This is a genomic window from Cupriavidus gilardii, from assembly GCF_017598945.1.
GTDB classification, from domain to species: Bacteria; Pseudomonadota; Gammaproteobacteria; order Burkholderiales; family Burkholderiaceae; genus Cupriavidus; species Cupriavidus gilardii_E.
Map to the genome: position 1 here is coordinate 1 of NZ_JAGFTW010000011.1, position 16143 is coordinate 16143.

Sequence of the window (16143 nt, forward strand, 5' to 3'; positions counted from 1 at the left end):
GATTGTGATTCCTGTCGTCGTGGGTTCGAGTCCCATCAGCCACCCCAAAGAATTCCCTTAAGAAACAGCCGCTTACGAAAGCGGCTGTTTTGCTTTCTGGACATCCATACAGTGGTTTGTTCCCGCCATATTCCCACGGTGGGAATACTCGCCCTTACAGGGCCTTCCGCTTGACCACCTTGTTTCGGTCGTAGACGCGCGCGGTGATTGCCGGGTTTGCGTGCAGATCGGGCAGGGCGCCACGCTCGGCCTTATGGGTGGTCGCGTAATAGGCCCGCAGGTCGTGGAAGGTGAAACGGTCCGTGATCACCTTCTCCTCGAGGGCGGCATTCATGATCTTGCCCCACATGGCCTTGAACCCGGCCGCGGTGTACGCGGTACCGTGCCGATTCGGGAACAGGTACAGGCAGTCCCGATTGCGGGCGGCGTGGACGGCTTCGATCCGGTCCAGCAGATCAGCCAGTTTCGGCGTGATCTCGATCTCCTCGATGATCTCGCCGCGCTTGATGCCGCGCTGTTTCGCGCGCTTGGTGCGGATGACGCCCGCGGCGCGGTCAACCTGCGGCCGCACCAGGTCGAGGAACTCCACCTTTCGATTCCCCGCGACCGCGGCGTATTCGGCGGCGAGACCGATAACCCTTCTCTGAGGGCTCTGTTTGCTGAGCCAGTCCAGGAATGCGGTTAGCGCCGCCGTCGCCGGGGCCTTGGTGCGCGGCTGCTCGGTGTTGCGGCGGACTTGCCGGCAGGGGTTTGCCTCGGCTTCGCCGCGCTCGATCGCCAGATTGCACAGGTTGGACAGCAACGCGACCTCTCGATTCGCCCTGACGGGCGCATCAGCGCGCTCGACCCGCATGTACCTGGCGACATGGGAGGCCCGGAGGTGGCCAGCATGGACCTCCGCGAACCGGGGCTCGAGCTGCAGCCAGCACTGCTCATAGTCGCGGCGCGTCGCCTCGGCCAGCTTTTTCCAGTCGGGGGTGTCCCGGTACTGGAGCCAGAGCCGGCCGAACGTGCCAGCGTCGTCGCCCTCGCCGGTGAGGTCCAGCACCCTCCGGATCGCCTCTGTGCGATCGGTGCCCAGGTTGATCGGCTTGCCACCGACAGGGTGGTACCGATAGGTGACCAGGCCATCGCGGCGCGGCCGCGCTTCCATTCTCGGCAACAAGCCCTTGCCGGCCTTGACGGTGCGGGGACGGTTCATGCCGCGACGCTCCAGCGCGGCTCGGTGCGGCCTTGGTTCGCCTTCACGGGCCCGCGGTTCACCTGCTCCCAGGTGATGACCGGGTGGCCGTCGATCTTGACCGGCGCGTCGATGCCGAGCTGCTTCTTGATCCAGCGCCGCTGCGCCGCACCCTGGACCAGCCCGCCCGTCAGTTCTTTCAGCTCGTTGTTGGTCAGTACCGCCATTTCTCTCTCCCAGATGCTCCGGGTCAATTCGATGATTCGTGTTGCTGCCTCAGTCATTGCTTGGTACGAGGTTCGGCTGGGAGGCCGCCGATCGCGCTGGCCAGCGTGCCGGCTCCGGTCTCGTCGCGCGCGGCCAGCGCCTCAGCGATCTCCTGTTCGGTCGCGCCGGCCTGGCGCATGGAGTCGTGGAACGCCTGCCAGTCGGCGAAGGTCGCATGGTTCGGCTTCGGCCCCTCTACTGGCGCCCGGGTGTTCCAGTTCGCCGCCGGGCAGCTCGCGCCGCACGTGTAGCACTTGATGACCTTGTACTGGTTCCGCGACGGGAACTCGGTCATCTCGACTTCGCCCTTCTCGCCGTCGTCGCCGCAGAACGGGCACGGCTTCATCTCACCCATGATTGCGCTCCCCCTCTGCCGCTTGCGAGGCGCCAATGGCCGCGTCCGCCAGCTCGCAGAAGATGCCGCATTGGACGGACGGCTCGGCCTCATAGCTGCCAGCCGTTGGCGATAGCTCGTCCAGGTAGACGCGCTGCCCGTTCTCCTTGCAGATGCTGGCGCCGATCTTCCGTTCCAATGCCGCCATGCGCGTGAAGGCTTCCGGGAAGTCCACCCGGATCTTGTTCCAGTATCCCGCGCCGCCCTTGACGCAACCGATGCAGTTGTTGTTCCGGTAGCCGAGTCGGTACATATCGGGCAAGCGGATGCCCGCGCGGTCTACGATGCCCAGGCAATCGGCGTGCGACAGGTCATGCTCCACCAGGACAGGCCACAGTCGCGCGTCGTTGTTCGCGTCGATGAAGTTGTCGATGCGGTGCTGTTCCTCGATGGTGTAGCCGAAGACCTGCAGATCGCCGGGTTGTTGGAAGCCCTCACGCACGCGCTTCTTGAGGGCGCGCGTGCATGGCGCTCCCGCCGGACCGACGATGTATCGCTCCTTCTCGAACACACCGTAGATGGAAGCGCCGAACCGCTCGTTCGCAAGTTCAAGGATGGGCACGCCAAACCAGCGTTCGCAGTCGGCGGCGAAGCGATCATTGTCGGGGTGTTCTTCCGCGACATGGCAGCGGGCGACCACCAGCGGCAACCTGGGGCCGCGCGCGTTGGCTTCGATAGCCAACTTGGTAGCGACAGCAGACGCCGCGCCGCACGAGAACCAGCAGACGATGCGCTGTGCGTTGGAAGTGGCCAGCATCACGCCCTCTCCTTCGACGCGGCGAGGGCGGCGCGGTCCAGCCGCTCGATCTCGGCCAGCCCCAGTGCGAGCGCCTTAACCAGATTGCGGCGGTCGTCTGACGGCTTCCACCATTTCGGGTCCCACGGCCAATTAACCGGGATGGCGCCTGCGCGTTGGTACTTCGCCTCCCAGCCATTCCATTCGATGTAGCAGGCGGCGGCTTGAGCGAGCGTGCCGGGGCTGTGCTGGTCGTCATGCTCCGGCGTCCAGCCCTCAGCTGTGATCTGCCGCTGGCGCTCCCGAAGAACGTCGCGCGCTGCGGCGGTCATCTGCTGCTCAATCGCGCGCCCGACCAGGTGTGGGATGCCGAGCTGGCGGAATTGGTCGACGTATTGTTCGACGGTCGAGCCCCAGCTGTTCAGCAGGCATTCGTCGCTGACCTCCTCTCCCGGGAGTTCTTCATCGGGCTCGCCCGGCACCATGAAAAACTCGCGCTCGATGGCGGCGAGGCAATCGGAGAGGTGCTTCAGATTACGGATGCTGGGCATAATCACGTCCAGCGTGCGGGCCTGCTCACCAGCACCGAGGAGTGCGCCGATCTGTTGCAGCGCGTCGGCTGCCGCTCCCTGCAACCTCTCTGCATTCTCTTTGACGCTCTCGGCGTGCAGAGAGGCGGGTGCGGCTTGGGCGAGGATGGCGACGGCGCGGTCCAGCAGTTCGGCATCATTCCCGCAGACGGCCATGTGTCCGGAGCCTTTGAGAGCGTTGCGGAGGTGGGAAATAAACAGATCCAGTTCCTTGCGATCGCCCTCCGTCAGCCCCTGCGCCCCGGTAGCGGCTTGCGGCGCGGCGTCCAAGCAGGCGTTCCAGCCTTCAGCGAAAGCGGTTTGCTGGTCGTATTCCTGCGTGCCATATCGCGCCGTAATCGGAGGCGGACTCGGCGGCTCCTGCGCCGTCGCTGCGGCGGGCGCGGCGAGTAGGGCGGCGTCAATGATCTCGAACACGCGCGGCAGTTCGTTCGGCGTCAGGCCGTTGCTGACCATCGCCGTGCGAGCCATGTCCAGCGCGGCCCGCATATCCACCCCGCGCGCTTTCTCGGCGGGCTGCTCGGCCTGCTTCTCGCTCGGCTGCGGGGCGGCACCGACGGTCGCTTCGCAAAGAAGGCGATACACGCTGCCACACTTCGGGCAGGCCGCGCGCATGGTCCCGGTTTGCGCGCACCCGGGGCAAACATCCTCCTTCGGAGCCGGACCAGTCCAGTCACAATTCGAGCAGCATTCGTCCTGCGAGTGCGCGTCGTTGATGCCGGTGTGACCGCAGCGGCCGCATTCGCGGCACTCGACGTACGCCACCGGCTCCCCGCTCGGCGCGGCGCGGGATAGAACTTCCCGCACCAACGCGCGGCAGTCGTTGCGAAGGCCCGGGGCCACGTTCCCGATGAAGCGCGAAATCAGGCGCTCGATTTCGTCGTCCGTCAGCCCCGCGGCCTGCGCTGGCAGCGCCGCGTAGAGCGGCACGCGCGAAACGTAGTCCATGTCCTTCCCGTGGCGCTCCATGTAGGCGGCGTACACCAGCTCGGATTCACCGTCGGCACACGTCACGTCATAAGCGTAGGGCGCCGGCTGCGCTGCTGGCTGCTGTGCGGTGCCGATCCTCGATCGGTCCAACTCCGCGCATTCGCGTTCCGCTTGGTAGTTCCGCTTCATAGTCAGATGTCCTTGATCGATGCCAGAAATGCGGCCATCGGCCCAAACTTGACCCATCGCGAGATCGGCCAGTGCGGGTTCTTCACCGCGGCGCGCTTCACCTCGCGGGCCAGCTTCTCGAGCTGCGCGAGCTGCAGGGCCTGGATGGCGTGCGCCTGGTTCGCGATCTCGGCGCGTTCTTCCGCCAGCGCGGCAGCGCGCTCGGCAGCCTGTAGGCGCTGACGCAGCTCCGCGTTCTCGCGCTTGAGCGCCGTCGAGTCGCGCGCCAGGTCGACGATATCGGCCTGCAGTTGGCGCTGGGCGCGCGAGAGTGGGGTGCCGATTGGCCAGTCCATGGTCATTGCTCTGTCTGGGTGGGCCGCCTGCGACTTCCTGCCAATCAGTTGGAGTCGTCGCCGCTATTTATCGGGACTCGGCGTTGTCCCGCCGCAGGTGGCCCGTTGAAGGGTGGGGTACTCGCTGCACTGATCGCGCCGCCTAGCGCGCGTAGCGACTGGCTCGGCATCTCCCGGCTACGGGCTTCACGCCCAGTCGCGATCGAACAGAATCCGCTTTCCTCCGTTGATCGTTACGCCGCCTCCGGCATCTCGTCGGGCTCGTCGTACCGCAGGCTCATGTGCACTTCCTGGCCGAGCAGCGACAGCAGCTTTGCGGCGGTCTTCTCGTCCGGATGCACCTGCGCGCGGAAGTTGACGAACACGGTGCCGCCTTCTTGGAAGTCGAACTGCACCTTGTTGATGCGGGCCTCGTCGAGCACGATGTCGTCGGCCGCGCGCACGCCGTTGTGGATGATCAGCACGTGATGCTCCCAATCGCCGGCCCACTTCACCGGGCCGATGCTGGGGTGCTTCAGGTTGGGCAGGTAGCCGGGGTCGGTCACCAGGTCGCCCTGCACGGACTCGTCCTTGTGGTAGAAGCTCGCCTTCAACATGGGCGAGAACAGCGACAGCACGTCGTTCGACAGCCGCGCCTGCAGCTTGAGATCGACGGCCAGCACCGGCTCGTCGCCGTGCTTCTCGTTGCGCGTGTTGATGTGGGTGATCTTCACCAGTTCGTTTTCGAGTTCGAGCATGGGCGGCTCCTGTGGAATAGAAAGGGCCGGGACGCTGCACCGGCCAAGGGGGTCGGTCAGGCGGCGCGGGCGGACATCACGGCGTCGGGGTAGGCCTCGACGCCAGGGATGCGCATCGCTTCCTTCTGGGCCTTCGCCAGTTGGTTGAGCGCCGACTGGTTGATGTCGAGAAGGTGCTGGTGCTCGGGGTGCTCCGCGATGAAGCGGATCAGCGCCATCTTGTCGACACAGCGCGCCTTCCAGTTCTGCCGGGTGGACAGGCCTGACACCTTTGGCGCCGCGGTGGCCACCGGCACGGGCGCGGCCGTCACGAGCTCGGCGACGGTGGCCATCTGCTGTGCCTGCTCGGCGCCGGCGGCCGCAGTGCGCTCAGCTTCCGCCTTCAGCTCTTCGGCCTTTGCCCGGTCGCCGGCGGCTGCGGCTGCAGCAGCTTCACGGGCAATGCGCTCGGCTTCCTCGCGCGCGGCGCGTTCCGCTTCGCGCGCCTCGGCCTCGATCCGCTCGCGCTCCTTGCGGGCCGCTTCCTCGGCGGCGCGGCGCGCTTCTTCGGCCTTGCGCTGCTGCTCGCGGTCGTAGGCCAGCAGGGCGCCCTTGAGCGTCGCTTCCGCCGACTCCAGGTATTCCTTCGGCGCGCGGAACAGGTCGTTGACCGCCTTCAGCGCCTGGTTCAGCGGGCCGGTGATCGACGTGCGCTGCTCCTCGACCTGCTTCATCAGCGCCTTGACGCTTTTCAGGTCGTCGCTGGCGAGCTCGTACATGGTCGGGCTGTCGATGACGTAGCCTTTCGCGCTCTGCAGCGCCTTCTGCGCCTTGCCGGCCAGCACGACGGCCGCGCTGGCGTCGTATGCGATCGTGCCTTGGGTGTTCGTGGTCATGATGTCGTTCTCCGGGCCGCGATCAGGCGGCGTGCTTGTTGCGGTAGCGGTGCAGGGTGAGGCAGGACAGAAACACGGCCCAGTCCTCGGAATCGGTCATCGGGTGCAGGCGGTAGGTGCCGTCGTCGCGCAGCTCGACCGCGTAGCGGCCTTGAACGCGACGGCCGGTCTCATGCTCGACGGCGTTCTTGTAGGCCGCGAGCTGCGGGCCGTAGCTCGGATACATGGCACCGGTCTTGATGTCGAGGACGCAGAGCTTGCCGTCCATCACCACGAGGCGGTCGTAGGTGCCGGCGTAGCGGTGCACCGGGTGAAAGACGCGGTGCTCCAGCCCGACGATTTCGAAGGGCTTCTCGGCGCGCAGCCGGATCCAGGCATCGAGGTAGGGCTGCACCACCGGCGCGACGGTGGACTCGTCGAGCTCGCCGCGGTCATGCAGTTCGGTGGCCGCGTGGACGGCCGTGCCGAGGTCGCGCTTGTACTGCAGCGTCGCGGGCGGAATCATCGACAGGTCGTTGAGCGGCGCGAGGATCTGCGTCACGCTCGGTACCGCGACGCCGCCGACGGTGTAGGTGTGCGACGCCGCGTCAAATTGCAGGTCCGACATCAGCAGTTCTCCCGGATGTAGTCCTGGAAGGCGATGAAGCCGTCGCGCGTTAGGCCATCGAGAGACGAGGGCACGGACAGGCAAAGAGTCGCGATGGCGTCGTCGATCGCGATGTCCGCGTCGGCCAGCTTGTTCCGGATCCACTGCTTTTCGCCGTCGGTGACGGCGTCGTCCAGATCAGCCGCGACGGCGGCGGCCGGGGTAGGCGCGGGCGCTGGCGCGGCCTGGCGCTGCACCGGATCTGCTTGCGCGGCGCGCGGCGCCGGCACGTCGATCGTGCGGGCCTCCTGCTGCTGGATCTGCCGAGGCCGCGCCTGCGGCATCTGGACCGTCGGCGCGCCGTTGCCGACGACTTCCGCCGTGCCCATGTCACGCTCGACGATGCGGGCCGCTTCGTCCTCGTCGTAGATCCCGGCGAATCCGAAGGCGATACGCGAGCCCTGGATCAACGTCTTGTGGCGGAGCATCCGTTTGGTGTGGCTCTGCCACGGGCCCGGGACACGCTTCTCGCCGCGCGGCTCCTGGTAGGTCTCGTCGAGATATTCGCGGATGATGGTCGGCTTCTCGCGGTCCTTCCGGTGGATGATCACTTCGCACCATTCCGGGCACGGCTTCGCGCCAGAGTTGGTCACCAGCTCATCCGAATAGCGGAACTCGATGCCGTTCAGCGCCGGATGCTCGTTGATGATCCGCGCCCAGCCGTCGACCGAGACCACGGGGACGATCGCGCCCTTGTCGTTGTAGGCGTAGATCTCCTTCGTGAACGGGTTGAGTTTGTACTGGTCCGCCACGATCAGCAGCGCGGCCATCTGCTCGTCCGTAATCGGCGCATCGTTGCGCTGACGGAAGGCAGTGGCCTTGAGCGTGTTCATCAGCTTGTTCGGCTCGATGCTGTAGCGCTCGGCGAACTTGGTGACGAGCGATTGCCGCTGTGGGGCGGTAGCGCGCTCGGCGACGGCAGTGGACATGTAGGTCTCCAGGCAGGAAAGGTGAGGGGAGCGGTTCAGGCGGCCGGCGCCGACTCGACCTTCACGTACGGGTACTTGTCGGCGAACGGCTTGATGTGCTTGTAGAAGTGCGAGCCGATCGACTCGGCGCCGCGGAACGCCGCGAAGTCTTCGGCGGTCACGTTGCGGTAGTGATAGAGCGAGGTCGGCGCACCGTCCTTGTTCTTGAAGCGGATGGCCAGCGTCGAGGTGGCGGCGTCGTGGCCGATGCTGTGGATCTGCGACGAGTCGACGGAGTCCATTTGGATTGCGACGGGGACGAGCATGGTCATTTCTCTCTGTTGGTGGTGATGTCAGGCGCCGGCGCGCAGGGCGACAGCGAGGTACCAAAGGCAGCCGATGCCGACGCCGTAGACGGCGGCCAGGAGCCAGGCCGTGATGTCGTATTCCGGCTCGACGTGCAGCTGAGCCTTGGGGCCGCACGCGTCGCGCAGCGAACGGTGGACCTGGTAGTCGGTGGTGGTGTCGTCCATCACAGGTAGGGCCTCACGATGTCGATGACGTTGGCTAGCAGGAGCGCGCCGATGACCAGCCACGTTGCCGCGCGCAGCCGGCGCAGGTTCTTGGCTTGGCGCTCGCGCATGGCCCTGAAGTCGTGGATGTCGATCACGGCCAGGCTCACGGCAGCACGTTGGCGATCTCGTGCGCGGCGCAAACCACGGCGAAGATGGCCATCACGTAGCAGAGGATCAGGTTGTTGCGGCGCTGGACGGCGCGCAGATCGTCGTCGGACATCACAGGGTCTCCAGGTAGTTGCGGCACAGGGATTCGATGGCGCCGCGGTCGTAGTTGCGGTCGCCGAGCTTCGCCACGTCATTGCTTCCGGCGAAGCGGGCATAGACACCGCGCACGGCGATGTGCCCTTGGTCGAGCTCGAAGTCGACAGTCAGCTCGTAGTCCGGGCTGATGACAGGACCGTCGTCGCACTCGCGGGTGAAGACGTAGCGGCACATGGCTGCTTTCTCCGGGTGCGAGATCAGGCGATCGCGCCGTTGCGCGACAGCAGGGACTCGGGGAGGGAACGGATATGCAGGGCGCGCAGACCGAGCGCTTCTTGCTCGTCGGCTGCCGCCGCTTCGTCGATCAGGGCGACGTGGTGGCGCGTGTCGCGCTCGTACTGCTGCAGGATTTCGCGCGCCATGGAGACCAGTGCGGCATCGCTCAGATCGCCGCGCAGCACCAGGCCGGCCACGGGCGCCATGTAGGCGCCGGCCTCGATGTCGTTGTCGTTGGCGAAGTTCAGCGCATCACGCTGAATGTGCTCGGCGACTTCGGTCTGGGCGGCGGTGAAGTGGCTGATGCGGGCTGGCATGTCTTGCTCCATCTGATTCGCGCATTGCTTGCGCTGACAGAGCTATATTAGGCCGGCCTAAAGAAAGCGTCAAGAAAAATATTAGCCCGGCCTAAATGATGGTGCCGGCCCAGATGTCAGTCCTTCAGGATGTCGCCGAGCACGCAGGTCAGCGCTTGGGCCGTGAGCCGGCGCGACGCCGAGTAGATGCCGTGGATCGTGTAGGTGTGGCCGCCATCAGGCAGTGCCCGGATCACAATGGAGTGTTCCCCGAGCGTCTGCTCGGAATGCCCCTCTTTGCGCTTACTGGATCGCCCCGCGCGGAACTGCGCCAACTCAATCACATTCGACATACATCCCTGACCCCTTCCCCGTGTGCAGTCTTTGCTGCCTGGTGCGTAGATGTTAAGGGAACGAGTTAAGCGCATGCTACAAATTCCCCGTGCGGGAATTACCAAGCGGCTTGTATGCGTTTGGATCAGGGAACAACAAAAAAGGCCGCCTCTCGCCGGGCGGCCTTTGTGATGTCGCGAACGCTTGTTCTCTAGCTGCGAGCGACCTTTTTTGCTGCAGGCAATCCGACTTCGCCGCTGGAGGGCGGTCGGCCCCAGGACTCGCTCACGAGTGATGAAACGACCCTGTCGACTATCTGCTTTTGCGCATCGTCCAGCGCGTCATATTCGGCGAATGGCACGCTGAACGGCCATTGCTTTGAGGGACGCATCGGCCCTTCCTTGAACATGACCCACTCAGGGCTTACCCCTAGTTTGGCGCACACGCGCAGCAGGTTGTCAGCCTTGATGTCCTTCGCCGGCGCAATGGATCCGGCGCCGATCCATGCCGAAATCGTGGGCGCCGAGAGACCCAGCTCGGATGCCAAGCGGTTTGCAGTGTACGGGCTCTCCGCAAGCGCGGCGGCAAGCCGTTTGTTCCATGTGTCCATTAGGTCAGCCTAACAGCAAGGATTTTAGTTGTACCTTGCATTTCGATTTAGGCGCACCTAAAATGCGGCCATGGCTACCGCAGACCAACTCATCGACCTCCTTGGCGGCACCAGCGCCGTCGCCGAGCTGCTCGGCATCAAAGCCCCTTCCGTCAGTGATTGGCGGAAGACGGGCATCCCCCGCAGCCGGGTGAGCGAGCTCGCCCTGGCGTCGGGGAAGAAGCCGAAGAGCCTTGACGACCTGGCGCCTGACCGCTGGCACCTGATCTGGCCAGAACTCGGCCAAGCCGATACCGCGGTCGCCGCGGGTGGGCGGCTCACTCGTCGAACGACGCGGCGACCCGCTCGAGGTGCGTGAGAAGGATATGCGTGCACCGGATGCATTCCCAGATGGCGTGACGCTGGTCGACAACGCGTCGAACCCTGCGTCGTGGAGCGCCGGTGCCCTTAGCCAGCCACGTTGCATCGACACCGAGCGCATGGGCGATCGCGTGAGTGTGCCGGCTGCCTTTCGCGTTGTTGCTCGGATTGCAGAGGTACTGGATCGCCTGAGGACGGACACCAATGCGCAGCGCGAGGCGTCGCTGCGATATGGGCGGGTCCATCTGGGCCATGGCCCATCTGAGGCGGTCGGTGAAAGTGTCCATGCGAGGCAGTTTGTCATCGCTTGTATGCAGAAGTGCTTGTTTTCTCGTGACAAAAGCCTTTGTCACCAGGGTCGCGAGTAGGGCGGTGGTGCGCAAGTAGGCGGCCACCAGCCCTGCCGCGGCGTTGCTCCCGGCGTCCTCGTGACGCCTTTATTTGGCCCGGGGGCCAACCGTGGAAGCAACTGTGGAATCGATTGAATTTGCCAATCAGGAGAAGAAGAAATGCGGGTAGCTGAAGAGCCGGGAACCGGCGTCAGTACTGGGCCTCAGGGCTTTTTCATCAACGGCAAGGGGCGCTTTCTTCCCGACGCCGAGATCGCGATGTGCGCGACCTACCGTGACGCTTGCGCGCTGGCTTGGGAACGCCGGGCGCAACCCGGTCTGACTCTCCAGGCTCTCGCCGCATTGGCCGACCTCTACCCATCACACGTCAGCGACTACTTCCAGCGCGCGGCCCTCAATCCGAAGGGCAACCCGCGGCGATCGCTGCCGGCCGACAAGATCGCCGACGTCGAACGCGTGCTGGGCAACCGGATTCTGAGCCAGTACCTCATGCACCGCGGGGCCCTGACCATCATGGAAGCGGTGCTGGCGGCGAGGAATGCATGACCGACGTGGAAGCGATCGAAGTGGCCACCAAGGCCATGGAAGACGCGATGAAGCAGGGCGCTGGAGACGACGTCAGGATGACCAAGGCACTCGCCAAGGCTATGCGGGACCCCCGCGTCGCGCAGGCGTTTGCCACCGTCGGCTATCTCGACGTGCTGGCCGAACAGAACACGAAGCATTGAGAGAACCATGGACGCACAGCAGGCACAGCGCGCCCAAGTCGCGTGGATCAACGAGTTGCTGCACCGGATGACGCTGGCCAATACGGTCGATGTCCGCCTGCAGCTGTGCGCCGAAACGAAACGCGCGATCGCCGAGCTGCTGGGCAGCCAGGCACCGCGCAGGGATTGAGGTAGCAGATGCGCGATTACGGAAAGATGCCCACGGCGCTTTGGTCAGACCCAGGCTTTCTGGGGCTTAGCGACCAAGGCAAAGTGCTGGCGCTCTATCTCCTCAGCAGCCCACACACGAACATGATCGGTGCATTCCGTCTTCCTGACGGGTATGTCGCCGAGGATCTTCGCTGGCCTATCGAAACGGTTTCCGAACGGTTTGACGAACTGTCTGGAAACGGTTTCGCAACCCGTGATGAAGGGTCGAAATGGGTTGTCATCCACAAGTTCTGTCTGTGGAACGACATTGAGAACCCCAACCAAGGCAAGGCAGCGGCCAAGCTCTTTCACCAAGTTCCAGACGACTGCCCCGTAAAGCCAGTATTGGCGCGGGCTTTGCGGGATTTCGCTCCGAAATTCCCGGCCGAAGTGAGAGAGCCATTCGAAACCCTTGGCGAACGGTTACCTAAACCGTTTCGAAACCAGGAACAGGAACAGGAACAGGAACAGGAAAGAAATACCCCCCATACCCCCCAAGGGGGCAATGAGCTGGAAACCGAACGAGTCGGGAAGCCCAGGCGTTCGGCGATCGGTCTGCCTGCCTACCTGAAGGCCTGCAAGCAGCAGGGCGTGAAGCCCATTGCCGAAGACGACACCGTCTTCGCCTACGCCGAGCAAGCGGGCATCCCGATGGAATTCCTCCGCCTGCACTGGCTCGAGTTCAAGGCCCGGTACAGCCTGCCCGACGCCAAGCGCTACAAGGACTGGCCGGCCGTGCATCGCAAGTCCGTGCGCGGCAACTGGTTCAAGCTCTGGTACATCGCCGGCGACGGCAACGTCGTGCTGACCACGGTCGGCGAGCAGGCGCGGCGCGTCCACGCGGAGGCAGCATGAACGCTCCCATGCCGACTCCCGGCCACGACGACCGCCTGACCGCGGTCGCTTCTGAGCAAGCCGTGCTCGGCGCGCTGCTGATCGACAGCGAGTGCTTCGACCGCATCGGTGACCTGCAGGCGGAGCACTTCACCGTCGGCGATCACCGCGCGATCTTTGCCGAGCTGTCGCGCCAGATCCAAGCCGGCAAACCGACCGACTGCGTCACGGTATTCGAACGTCTGAAGGCCGCTGGCCAAGGCGCAGCCGACCTGGCGTACCTAACCGAGCTCGCGCAGAACACGCCCGGTACCGCAAGCGTTGGCAGGCATGCCGCGATCGTACGCGAGCGCGCGGTCCGCCGGGCGCTGCTGGTTCTCGGCAGCGAGCTCGCCCAGGAGGCGAAGGCCTCGGCTGACGAATCGCCGGCGCTGATCGACCGCGCCACCAGTCGCCTGGAGGCACTCGCGCAGGCCCGCGTGCGCAAGGAGCCGACGCACGTGTCGAGCAGCCTCGTCGAATACGCGCGGATTCTTCAATCGCGCGAGACCGATGGTGCTCGGGCGATCTCGACTGGCTTCCGCGACATCGATGCGCTGCTGAACGGTGGCGTCCGGCCGGGCGAGCTGATCGTCGTCGCGGCGCGCCCGAAGATGGGCAAGACCGCTTTCGCGCTCGGCCTGGCCCGCCATGCAGCCCGCGGCCGGCAGGTGCTCGTGCTGTCGATGGAAATGCCGCGCGCGCAGCTGGACGACCGGAATCTTGCCGCAATCGGTCAGATCCCGCTGTCGAACCTGCTGACGCCGAGCCGCATGGCGGACGATGAATGGAACCGACTATCGCAGGCGATGGGCGTGCTGGAGAGCATGGGCCTGTGGCTCGACGATCAGGGCGGCCTGCGCCTGTTGGACGTCCGCATGAAAGCCAAGCAGGTCAAACGCCGCGCCGGCCTGGACGTGCTCGTGATCGACTACCTGCAGCTCATGGAAGGCGAGGGCGACAACCGCAACGCGCAGATCGAGGGCATCACGCGCGGGCTCAAAGCCCTGGCGAAAGAGTTGGACATCGCCATCGTGCTCCTGTCGCAGCTCAACCGCGAGCTCGAGCGCCGGCCCAACAAGCGGCCGCAGCCGTCTGACCTTCGCGACTCCGGCGCGATCGAGCAGGACGCCGACGTCGTGATGTTCCTGTACCGCGACGAGGTGTACCACCCGGACACCCCGGACAAGGGCATCTGCGAGGTCGACGTCGCGCTCAACCGGCAGGGCCAGCCTGGCCGCGTCGCGCTGGCCTACATCGGCGCGCAGACCCGATTCGAAACGCTTGCGACGAACTGGCACCCGGCGCCGCCCAAGCGCCCGGCCAACACGTCCCGCGGCTTTGACTGAGGCATTCCATGACGGACTTTTTCGACACGGTGACGCGAGACGAGGCGACTGACCAAGTCGCTGATTCCAAACGCAATGCCCTCGCAGCGTTGGGTACGCCGGCCTGCAACCTGAACATCCTGGCGATCGACATCGGCACTACGACTGGCTGGGCGCTCGGCCTTCGCGACGGGCAGCTGCTCAGCGGCAGCGAGTCGTTCGCGCCACGGCGAAACGACGGCCCTGGCCAGCGCTGGCTCAAGTTCGCGGCCTGGCTCGGGGAGTGCGCGCGGCAGGCGGGCGAGATCCACGCGATCTACTACGAGCGCGTGCTGCGCCATACCGCGGTGCAGGCGGCTCACGTCTACGGCGGCTTCGAAGCGCATCTGCAGGCCTGGGCCGACCGCAATCGCGTGCCGCTGGTCGCTGTGCCGGTGACCGTCATCAAGAAGTCGGCCACGGGGAAGGGCAACGCCAACAAGGACGCCATGATCGCGGCCATGCGCGCGCGCGGCCACCGCGTCGTCGACGACAACCATGCCGACGCGCTGGCGCTGCTCGAGTACGCCCGGGCGCAGGAGGCCGCGTGATGAGCAAGGCGGAATCGCTGGTCGGAAAGACCTTTGGGCGGCTTACGGTGGTCGCGCGTTCCAGCCGGATGGGAGGCACGCGTCCACGCGTCTACTGGAACTGCCGGTGCGCTTGTGGCGGAGCCGCGGTGGTGGAGGCCTCCAACTTGCGAGGTGGAGCAGTCCAATCCTGTGGGTGCCTACGCAATGAGCGGGTGGTGCAGGCAGTTGGAAAGCACACCCGCACTCGCACCCCGGAATACGTTGCTTGGCAGCACATGAAGTCGCGTTGCTACAACGCTGCCAACCCTGACTACCCGAACTGGGGCGGCAGAGGCATTCGGGTGTGCGATCGCTGGCGCGACTCATTCGAGTCCTTTTTGTCCGATATGGGACCTCGGCCGCCCGGCGCAACCATCGAGCGCCGAGACAACGATGGCGACTATCGGCCTGGAAACTGCGTGTGGGCGAGCAGGCTAGAGCAGGCCAGAAACACTCGGCGAAATCGGCGACTGACCATTGCTGGGGTCACTCGCACTCTCGCGGAGTGGTGCGAGTTCGCTGGCTTGTCGGAAGCGACGGTGAGGAAACGTCTCGATCGAGGATGGAGCGCGATGGACGCACTCGAGTTAAGCGAGCAAGCAATTGCATTGGGGGGCGACCATGCCGCGTAGCAAGGCTCCACGGAAGAAGTATCGGCCCGGCTGGGATGGGGGCAACGTAAAGCTTCGGTGTGAGGGGTGGAAAGTGGACGCCGTCTTCCGGCCGCTCGAATCCATCCTCGACACGTTGGACCGCGAAGGCACCGTGACCACCACGGCGGCCGGCGTGCCGATCTTCCGCGACGCGAACGACGGCTGCTGGTACGAGACCGCGCCGGCAGTGGAGGGCGTCGCCTGCGCCTTCGAGATGCACGGCAAGCGGCAGGGCCGCGCGGTGCCGGTCGATCCGCTGCTGGTGCTGGCGCGGAAGCTCCGTTACGCCATGCCGCTCGAGCAGGCCGACGTCGCAGCCGCGCGCCAAGCGCTGGAGGCCCTGCGCGCCGAGGCCATGCAGATGACCGCGGCATACGCGCGCGACCTGGTGCAGAACACCCGAATCCGAATCGAACTGGACGCAAAGGAGGCTGCCTGATGCCCAGCAAGGGAAAAATGCTCCGGTCCCTGACGGCGGAGCGCGTTCGCGAGGCGCTGACGTATTGCCCTGAAACGGGCGAGTTCACATGGAAGGCCAGCAGTCCGTTCAACCGGTTCGCTGGCAAGCCCGCTGGCTGCATCAACGGGCATGGATACCGCATCATCCTGCTCGACGGTCGTATCCACATGGCGCACCGCCTGGCATGGCTCTACGTGCACGGCGAGCTTCCGCCCGAGCAGATTGACCATGTCAATGGATGTCGCGGCGACAACAGGATCGCCAACCTGCGGCTGTGCAGCGGAGCCGAGAACTTGCGGAACCGGGCGATGCTCGCGAAGAACAAGAGCGGCTACAAGGGCGTGTCGTTCAAGGACAAGAAGTGGCGCGCATCCATCGGCCACGGCGGCAGGACGCGACACCTTGGGCTGTTCGACACGCCGGCAGAGGCGGCGCGCGCCTATGACGCCGCCGCGCGCGCGACGTTTGGGGAGTTCGCCCGCGTCAACTTCCCCGGAAAGGAGGCCTGAG

The 16143-nt window shown here is 65.3% G+C and carries 27 protein-coding genes; 9 read left to right on the forward strand and 18 right to left on the reverse strand.

The genetic code is table 11. The features are described from left to right. Positions 1-154 precede the first annotated feature (154 nt). From J5T34_RS05740 to J5T34_RS05820, 17 genes are all read right to left on the reverse strand, one after another. Positions 155-1201 (reverse strand): tyrosine-type recombinase/integrase, encoded by a 1047-nt coding sequence (locus J5T34_RS05740; protein ID WP_208579009.1) that lies wholly within the window; start codon positions 1199-1201, stop codon positions 155-157. Further along, positions 1198-1407: a DUF4224 domain-containing protein gene (locus J5T34_RS05745; RefSeq protein ID WP_208579010.1), complete on the reverse strand. Its 210-nt coding sequence runs from the start codon at positions 1405-1407 to the stop codon at positions 1198-1200. Before J5T34_RS05745 ends, J5T34_RS05740 begins: the two co-directional genes overlap by 4 nt. A 53-nt stretch (positions 1408-1460) precedes the next feature. Continuing rightward, on the reverse strand, positions 1461-1802 hold the full coding sequence (locus J5T34_RS05750; protein ID WP_208579011.1) for a hypothetical protein: 342 nt from the start codon (positions 1800-1802) through the stop codon (positions 1461-1463). After that, entirely contained in the window at positions 1795-2598 is an 804-nt protein-coding gene (locus J5T34_RS05755) for a hypothetical protein (RefSeq protein ID WP_208579012.1), read from the reverse strand. Before J5T34_RS05755 ends, J5T34_RS05750 begins: the two co-directional genes overlap by 8 nt. Continuing rightward, positions 2598-4286 carry a hypothetical protein gene (locus J5T34_RS05760; protein WP_208579013.1) on the reverse strand — a complete coding sequence of 563 codons (1689 nt, stop codon included), beginning with the start codon at positions 4284-4286 and terminating at the stop codon, positions 2598-2600. Before J5T34_RS05760 ends, J5T34_RS05755 begins: the two co-directional genes overlap by 1 nt. Positions 4287-4288: 2 nt before the next feature. After that, entirely contained in the window at positions 4289-4627 is a 339-nt protein-coding gene (locus tag J5T34_RS05765) for a hypothetical protein (RefSeq protein ID WP_244258714.1), read from the reverse strand. A 227-nt stretch (positions 4628-4854) separates the two neighbouring features. Beyond that, positions 4855-5358 (reverse strand): hypothetical protein, encoded by a 504-nt coding sequence (locus tag J5T34_RS05770; protein WP_208579014.1) that lies wholly within the window; start codon positions 5356-5358, stop codon positions 4855-4857. Between the two features lie 56 nt (positions 5359-5414). After that, positions 5415-6233, reverse strand: a complete 819-nt coding sequence (locus J5T34_RS05775) for a hypothetical protein (protein WP_244258715.1) — start codon at positions 6231-6233, stop codon at positions 5415-5417. A gap of 22 nt (positions 6234-6255) precedes the next feature. Beyond that, positions 6256-6840: a PD-(D/E)XK nuclease family protein gene (locus tag J5T34_RS05780; RefSeq protein WP_208579015.1), complete on the reverse strand. Its 585-nt coding sequence runs from the start codon at positions 6838-6840 to the stop codon at positions 6256-6258. Further along, positions 6840-7808: a phage recombination protein Bet gene (gene bet, locus J5T34_RS05785; protein ID WP_208579016.1), complete on the reverse strand. Its 969-nt coding sequence runs from the start codon at positions 7806-7808 to the stop codon at positions 6840-6842. The genes J5T34_RS05780 and bet overlap by 1 nt, the downstream gene beginning before the upstream one ends. 35 nt (positions 7809-7843) lie before the next feature. Further along, a complete protein-coding gene (locus tag J5T34_RS05790) occupies positions 7844-8089 on the reverse strand; it encodes a KTSC domain-containing protein (RefSeq protein WP_347880637.1) in 246 nt (81 codons plus the stop codon). Between the two features lie 51 nt (positions 8090-8140). Next, positions 8141-8320 (reverse strand): hypothetical protein, encoded by a 180-nt coding sequence (locus J5T34_RS05795; protein WP_208579018.1) that lies wholly within the window; start codon positions 8318-8320, stop codon positions 8141-8143. Next, positions 8320-8469 (reverse strand): hypothetical protein, encoded by a 150-nt coding sequence (locus J5T34_RS05800; protein ID WP_208579019.1) that lies wholly within the window; start codon positions 8467-8469, stop codon positions 8320-8322. Before J5T34_RS05800 ends, J5T34_RS05795 begins: the two co-directional genes overlap by 1 nt. Before the next feature lie 112 nt (positions 8470-8581). Continuing rightward, positions 8582-8800, reverse strand: a complete 219-nt coding sequence (locus J5T34_RS05805; protein WP_208579020.1) for a hypothetical protein — start codon at positions 8798-8800, stop codon at positions 8582-8584. Positions 8801-8823: 23 nt separating this feature from the next. Beyond that, positions 8824-9159 (reverse strand): hypothetical protein, encoded by a 336-nt coding sequence (locus tag J5T34_RS05810; RefSeq protein ID WP_208579021.1) that lies wholly within the window; start codon positions 9157-9159, stop codon positions 8824-8826. Positions 9160-9275: 116 nt separating this feature from the next. After that, positions 9276-9491, reverse strand: coding sequence for a hypothetical protein (locus tag J5T34_RS05815; RefSeq protein ID WP_208579022.1), 216 nt, complete (start codon positions 9489-9491; stop codon positions 9276-9278). A gap of 191 nt (positions 9492-9682) precedes the next feature. Continuing rightward, entirely contained in the window at positions 9683-10081 is a 399-nt protein-coding gene (locus J5T34_RS05820; RefSeq protein WP_208579023.1) for a helix-turn-helix domain-containing protein, read from the reverse strand. 70 nt (positions 10082-10151) lie between these two features. Here J5T34_RS05820 and J5T34_RS05825 point away from each other — a divergent pair, with 70 nt between their 5' ends. Next, positions 10152-10439, forward strand: coding sequence for a carph-isopro domain-containing protein (locus J5T34_RS05825; RefSeq protein ID WP_208579024.1), 288 nt, complete (start codon positions 10152-10154; stop codon positions 10437-10439). On the opposite strand, the gene J5T34_RS05830 is transcribed toward J5T34_RS05825, so the two are convergent. Further along, on the reverse strand, positions 10399-10728 hold the full coding sequence (locus J5T34_RS05830) for a helix-turn-helix domain-containing protein (protein WP_208579025.1): 330 nt from the start codon (positions 10726-10728) through the stop codon (positions 10399-10401). The two genes, J5T34_RS05825 and J5T34_RS05830, sit on opposite strands and share 41 nt — an antisense overlap. A 222-nt stretch (positions 10729-10950) precedes the next feature. Here J5T34_RS05830 and J5T34_RS05835 point away from each other — a divergent pair, with 222 nt between their 5' ends. From J5T34_RS05835 to J5T34_RS05870, 8 genes are all read left to right on the forward strand, one after another. Continuing rightward, the gene (locus J5T34_RS05835; protein WP_208579026.1) at positions 10951-11337 is read left to right on the forward strand and encodes an XRE family transcriptional regulator; all 387 of its coding nucleotides are present in this window, start codon (positions 10951-10953) and stop codon (positions 11335-11337) included. Further along, positions 11334-11519, forward strand: a complete 186-nt coding sequence (locus J5T34_RS05840; protein WP_208578675.1) for a hypothetical protein — start codon at positions 11334-11336, stop codon at positions 11517-11519. Before J5T34_RS05835 ends, J5T34_RS05840 begins: the two co-directional genes overlap by 4 nt. A gap of 7 nt (positions 11520-11526) precedes the next feature. Then, positions 11527-11688 (forward strand): hypothetical protein, encoded by a 162-nt coding sequence (locus J5T34_RS05845; protein WP_208579027.1) that lies wholly within the window; start codon positions 11527-11529, stop codon positions 11686-11688. An 8-nt stretch (positions 11689-11696) separates the two neighbouring features. After that, entirely contained in the window at positions 11697-12563 is an 867-nt protein-coding gene (locus J5T34_RS23895; protein ID WP_244258716.1) for a hypothetical protein, read from the forward strand. After that, positions 12560-13930, forward strand: coding sequence for a replicative DNA helicase (gene dnaB / locus J5T34_RS05855; RefSeq protein WP_208579028.1), 1371 nt, complete (start codon positions 12560-12562; stop codon positions 13928-13930). The genes J5T34_RS23895 and dnaB overlap by 4 nt, the downstream gene beginning before the upstream one ends. An 8-nt stretch (positions 13931-13938) precedes the next feature. Then, positions 13939-14499: a hypothetical protein gene (locus tag J5T34_RS05860; protein ID WP_244258717.1), complete on the forward strand. Its 561-nt coding sequence runs from the start codon at positions 13939-13941 to the stop codon at positions 14497-14499. 726 nt (positions 14500-15225) lie between these two features. Next, complete coding sequence (locus tag J5T34_RS05865) at positions 15226-15612, forward strand: hypothetical protein (RefSeq protein WP_208579029.1); 387 nt, start codon at positions 15226-15228, stop codon at positions 15610-15612. Continuing rightward, the gene (locus tag J5T34_RS05870) at positions 15612-16142 is read left to right on the forward strand and encodes an HNH endonuclease signature motif containing protein (RefSeq protein ID WP_208579030.1); all 531 of its coding nucleotides are present in this window, start codon (positions 15612-15614) and stop codon (positions 16140-16142) included. The genes J5T34_RS05865 and J5T34_RS05870 overlap by 1 nt, the downstream gene beginning before the upstream one ends. Position 16143 lies beyond the last annotated feature (1 nt).

Excerpts from the sequence above, each read along its gene's own strand:
- J5T34_RS05740 (WP_208579009.1), bottom strand. The coding sequence starts at position 1,201 with ATGAACCGTCCCCGCACCGTCAAGGCCGGCAAGGGCTTGTTGCCGAGA.
- J5T34_RS05745 (WP_208579010.1), bottom strand. The coding sequence starts at position 1,407 with ATGGCGGTACTGACCAACAACGAGCTGAAAGAACTGACGGGCGGGCTG.
- J5T34_RS05750 (WP_208579011.1), bottom strand. The coding sequence starts at position 1,802 with ATGGGTGAGATGAAGCCGTGCCCGTTCTGCGGCGACGACGGCGAGAAG.
- J5T34_RS05755 (WP_208579012.1), bottom strand. The coding sequence starts at position 2,598 with ATGCTGGCCACTTCCAACGCACAGCGCATCGTCTGCTGGTTCTCGTGC.
- J5T34_RS05760 (WP_208579013.1), bottom strand. The coding sequence starts at position 4,286 with ATGAAGCGGAACTACCAAGCGGAACGCGAATGCGCGGAGTTGGACCGA.
- J5T34_RS05765 (WP_244258714.1), bottom strand. The coding sequence starts at position 4,627 with ATGACCATGGACTGGCCAATCGGCACCCCACTCTCGCGCGCCCAGCGC.
- J5T34_RS05770 (WP_208579014.1), bottom strand. The coding sequence starts at position 5,358 with ATGCTCGAACTCGAAAACGAACTGGTGAAGATCACCCACATCAACACG.
- J5T34_RS05775 (WP_244258715.1), bottom strand. The coding sequence starts at position 6,233 with ATGACCACGAACACCCAAGGCACGATCGCATACGACGCCAGCGCGGCC.
- J5T34_RS05780 (WP_208579015.1), bottom strand. The coding sequence starts at position 6,840 with ATGTCGGACCTGCAATTTGACGCGGCGTCGCACACCTACACCGTCGGC.
- bet (WP_208579016.1), bottom strand. The coding sequence starts at position 7,808 with ATGTCCACTGCCGTCGCCGAGCGCGCTACCGCCCCACAGCGGCAATCG.
- J5T34_RS05790 (WP_347880637.1), bottom strand. The coding sequence starts at position 8,089 with ATGGACTCCGTCGACTCGTCGCAGATCCACAGCATCGGCCACGACGCC.
- J5T34_RS05795 (WP_208579018.1), bottom strand. The coding sequence starts at position 8,320 with ATGGACGACACCACCACCGACTACCAGGTCCACCGTTCGCTGCGCGAC.
- J5T34_RS05805 (WP_208579020.1), bottom strand. The coding sequence starts at position 8,800 with ATGTGCCGCTACGTCTTCACCCGCGAGTGCGACGACGGTCCTGTCATC.
- J5T34_RS05810 (WP_208579021.1), bottom strand. The coding sequence starts at position 9,159 with ATGCCAGCCCGCATCAGCCACTTCACCGCCGCCCAGACCGAAGTCGCC.
- J5T34_RS05815 (WP_208579022.1), bottom strand. The coding sequence starts at position 9,491 with ATGTCGAATGTGATTGAGTTGGCGCAGTTCCGCGCGGGGCGATCCAGT.
- J5T34_RS05820 (WP_208579023.1), bottom strand. The coding sequence starts at position 10,081 with ATGGACACATGGAACAAACGGCTTGCCGCCGCGCTTGCGGAGAGCCCG.
- J5T34_RS05825 (WP_208579024.1), top strand. The coding sequence starts at position 10,152 with ATGGCTACCGCAGACCAACTCATCGACCTCCTTGGCGGCACCAGCGCC.
- J5T34_RS05830 (WP_208579025.1), bottom strand. The coding sequence starts at position 10,728 with ATGGACACTTTCACCGACCGCCTCAGATGGGCCATGGCCCAGATGGAC.
- J5T34_RS05835 (WP_208579026.1), top strand. The coding sequence starts at position 10,951 with ATGCGGGTAGCTGAAGAGCCGGGAACCGGCGTCAGTACTGGGCCTCAG.
- J5T34_RS05840 (WP_208578675.1), top strand. The coding sequence starts at position 11,334 with ATGACCGACGTGGAAGCGATCGAAGTGGCCACCAAGGCCATGGAAGAC.
- J5T34_RS05845 (WP_208579027.1), top strand. The coding sequence starts at position 11,527 with ATGGACGCACAGCAGGCACAGCGCGCCCAAGTCGCGTGGATCAACGAG.
- J5T34_RS23895 (WP_244258716.1), top strand. The coding sequence starts at position 11,697 with ATGCGCGATTACGGAAAGATGCCCACGGCGCTTTGGTCAGACCCAGGC.
- dnaB (WP_208579028.1), top strand. The coding sequence starts at position 12,560 with ATGAACGCTCCCATGCCGACTCCCGGCCACGACGACCGCCTGACCGCG.
- J5T34_RS05860 (WP_244258717.1), top strand. The coding sequence starts at position 13,939 with ATGACGGACTTTTTCGACACGGTGACGCGAGACGAGGCGACTGACCAA.
- J5T34_RS05870 (WP_208579030.1), top strand. The coding sequence starts at position 15,612 with ATGCCCAGCAAGGGAAAAATGCTCCGGTCCCTGACGGCGGAGCGCGTT.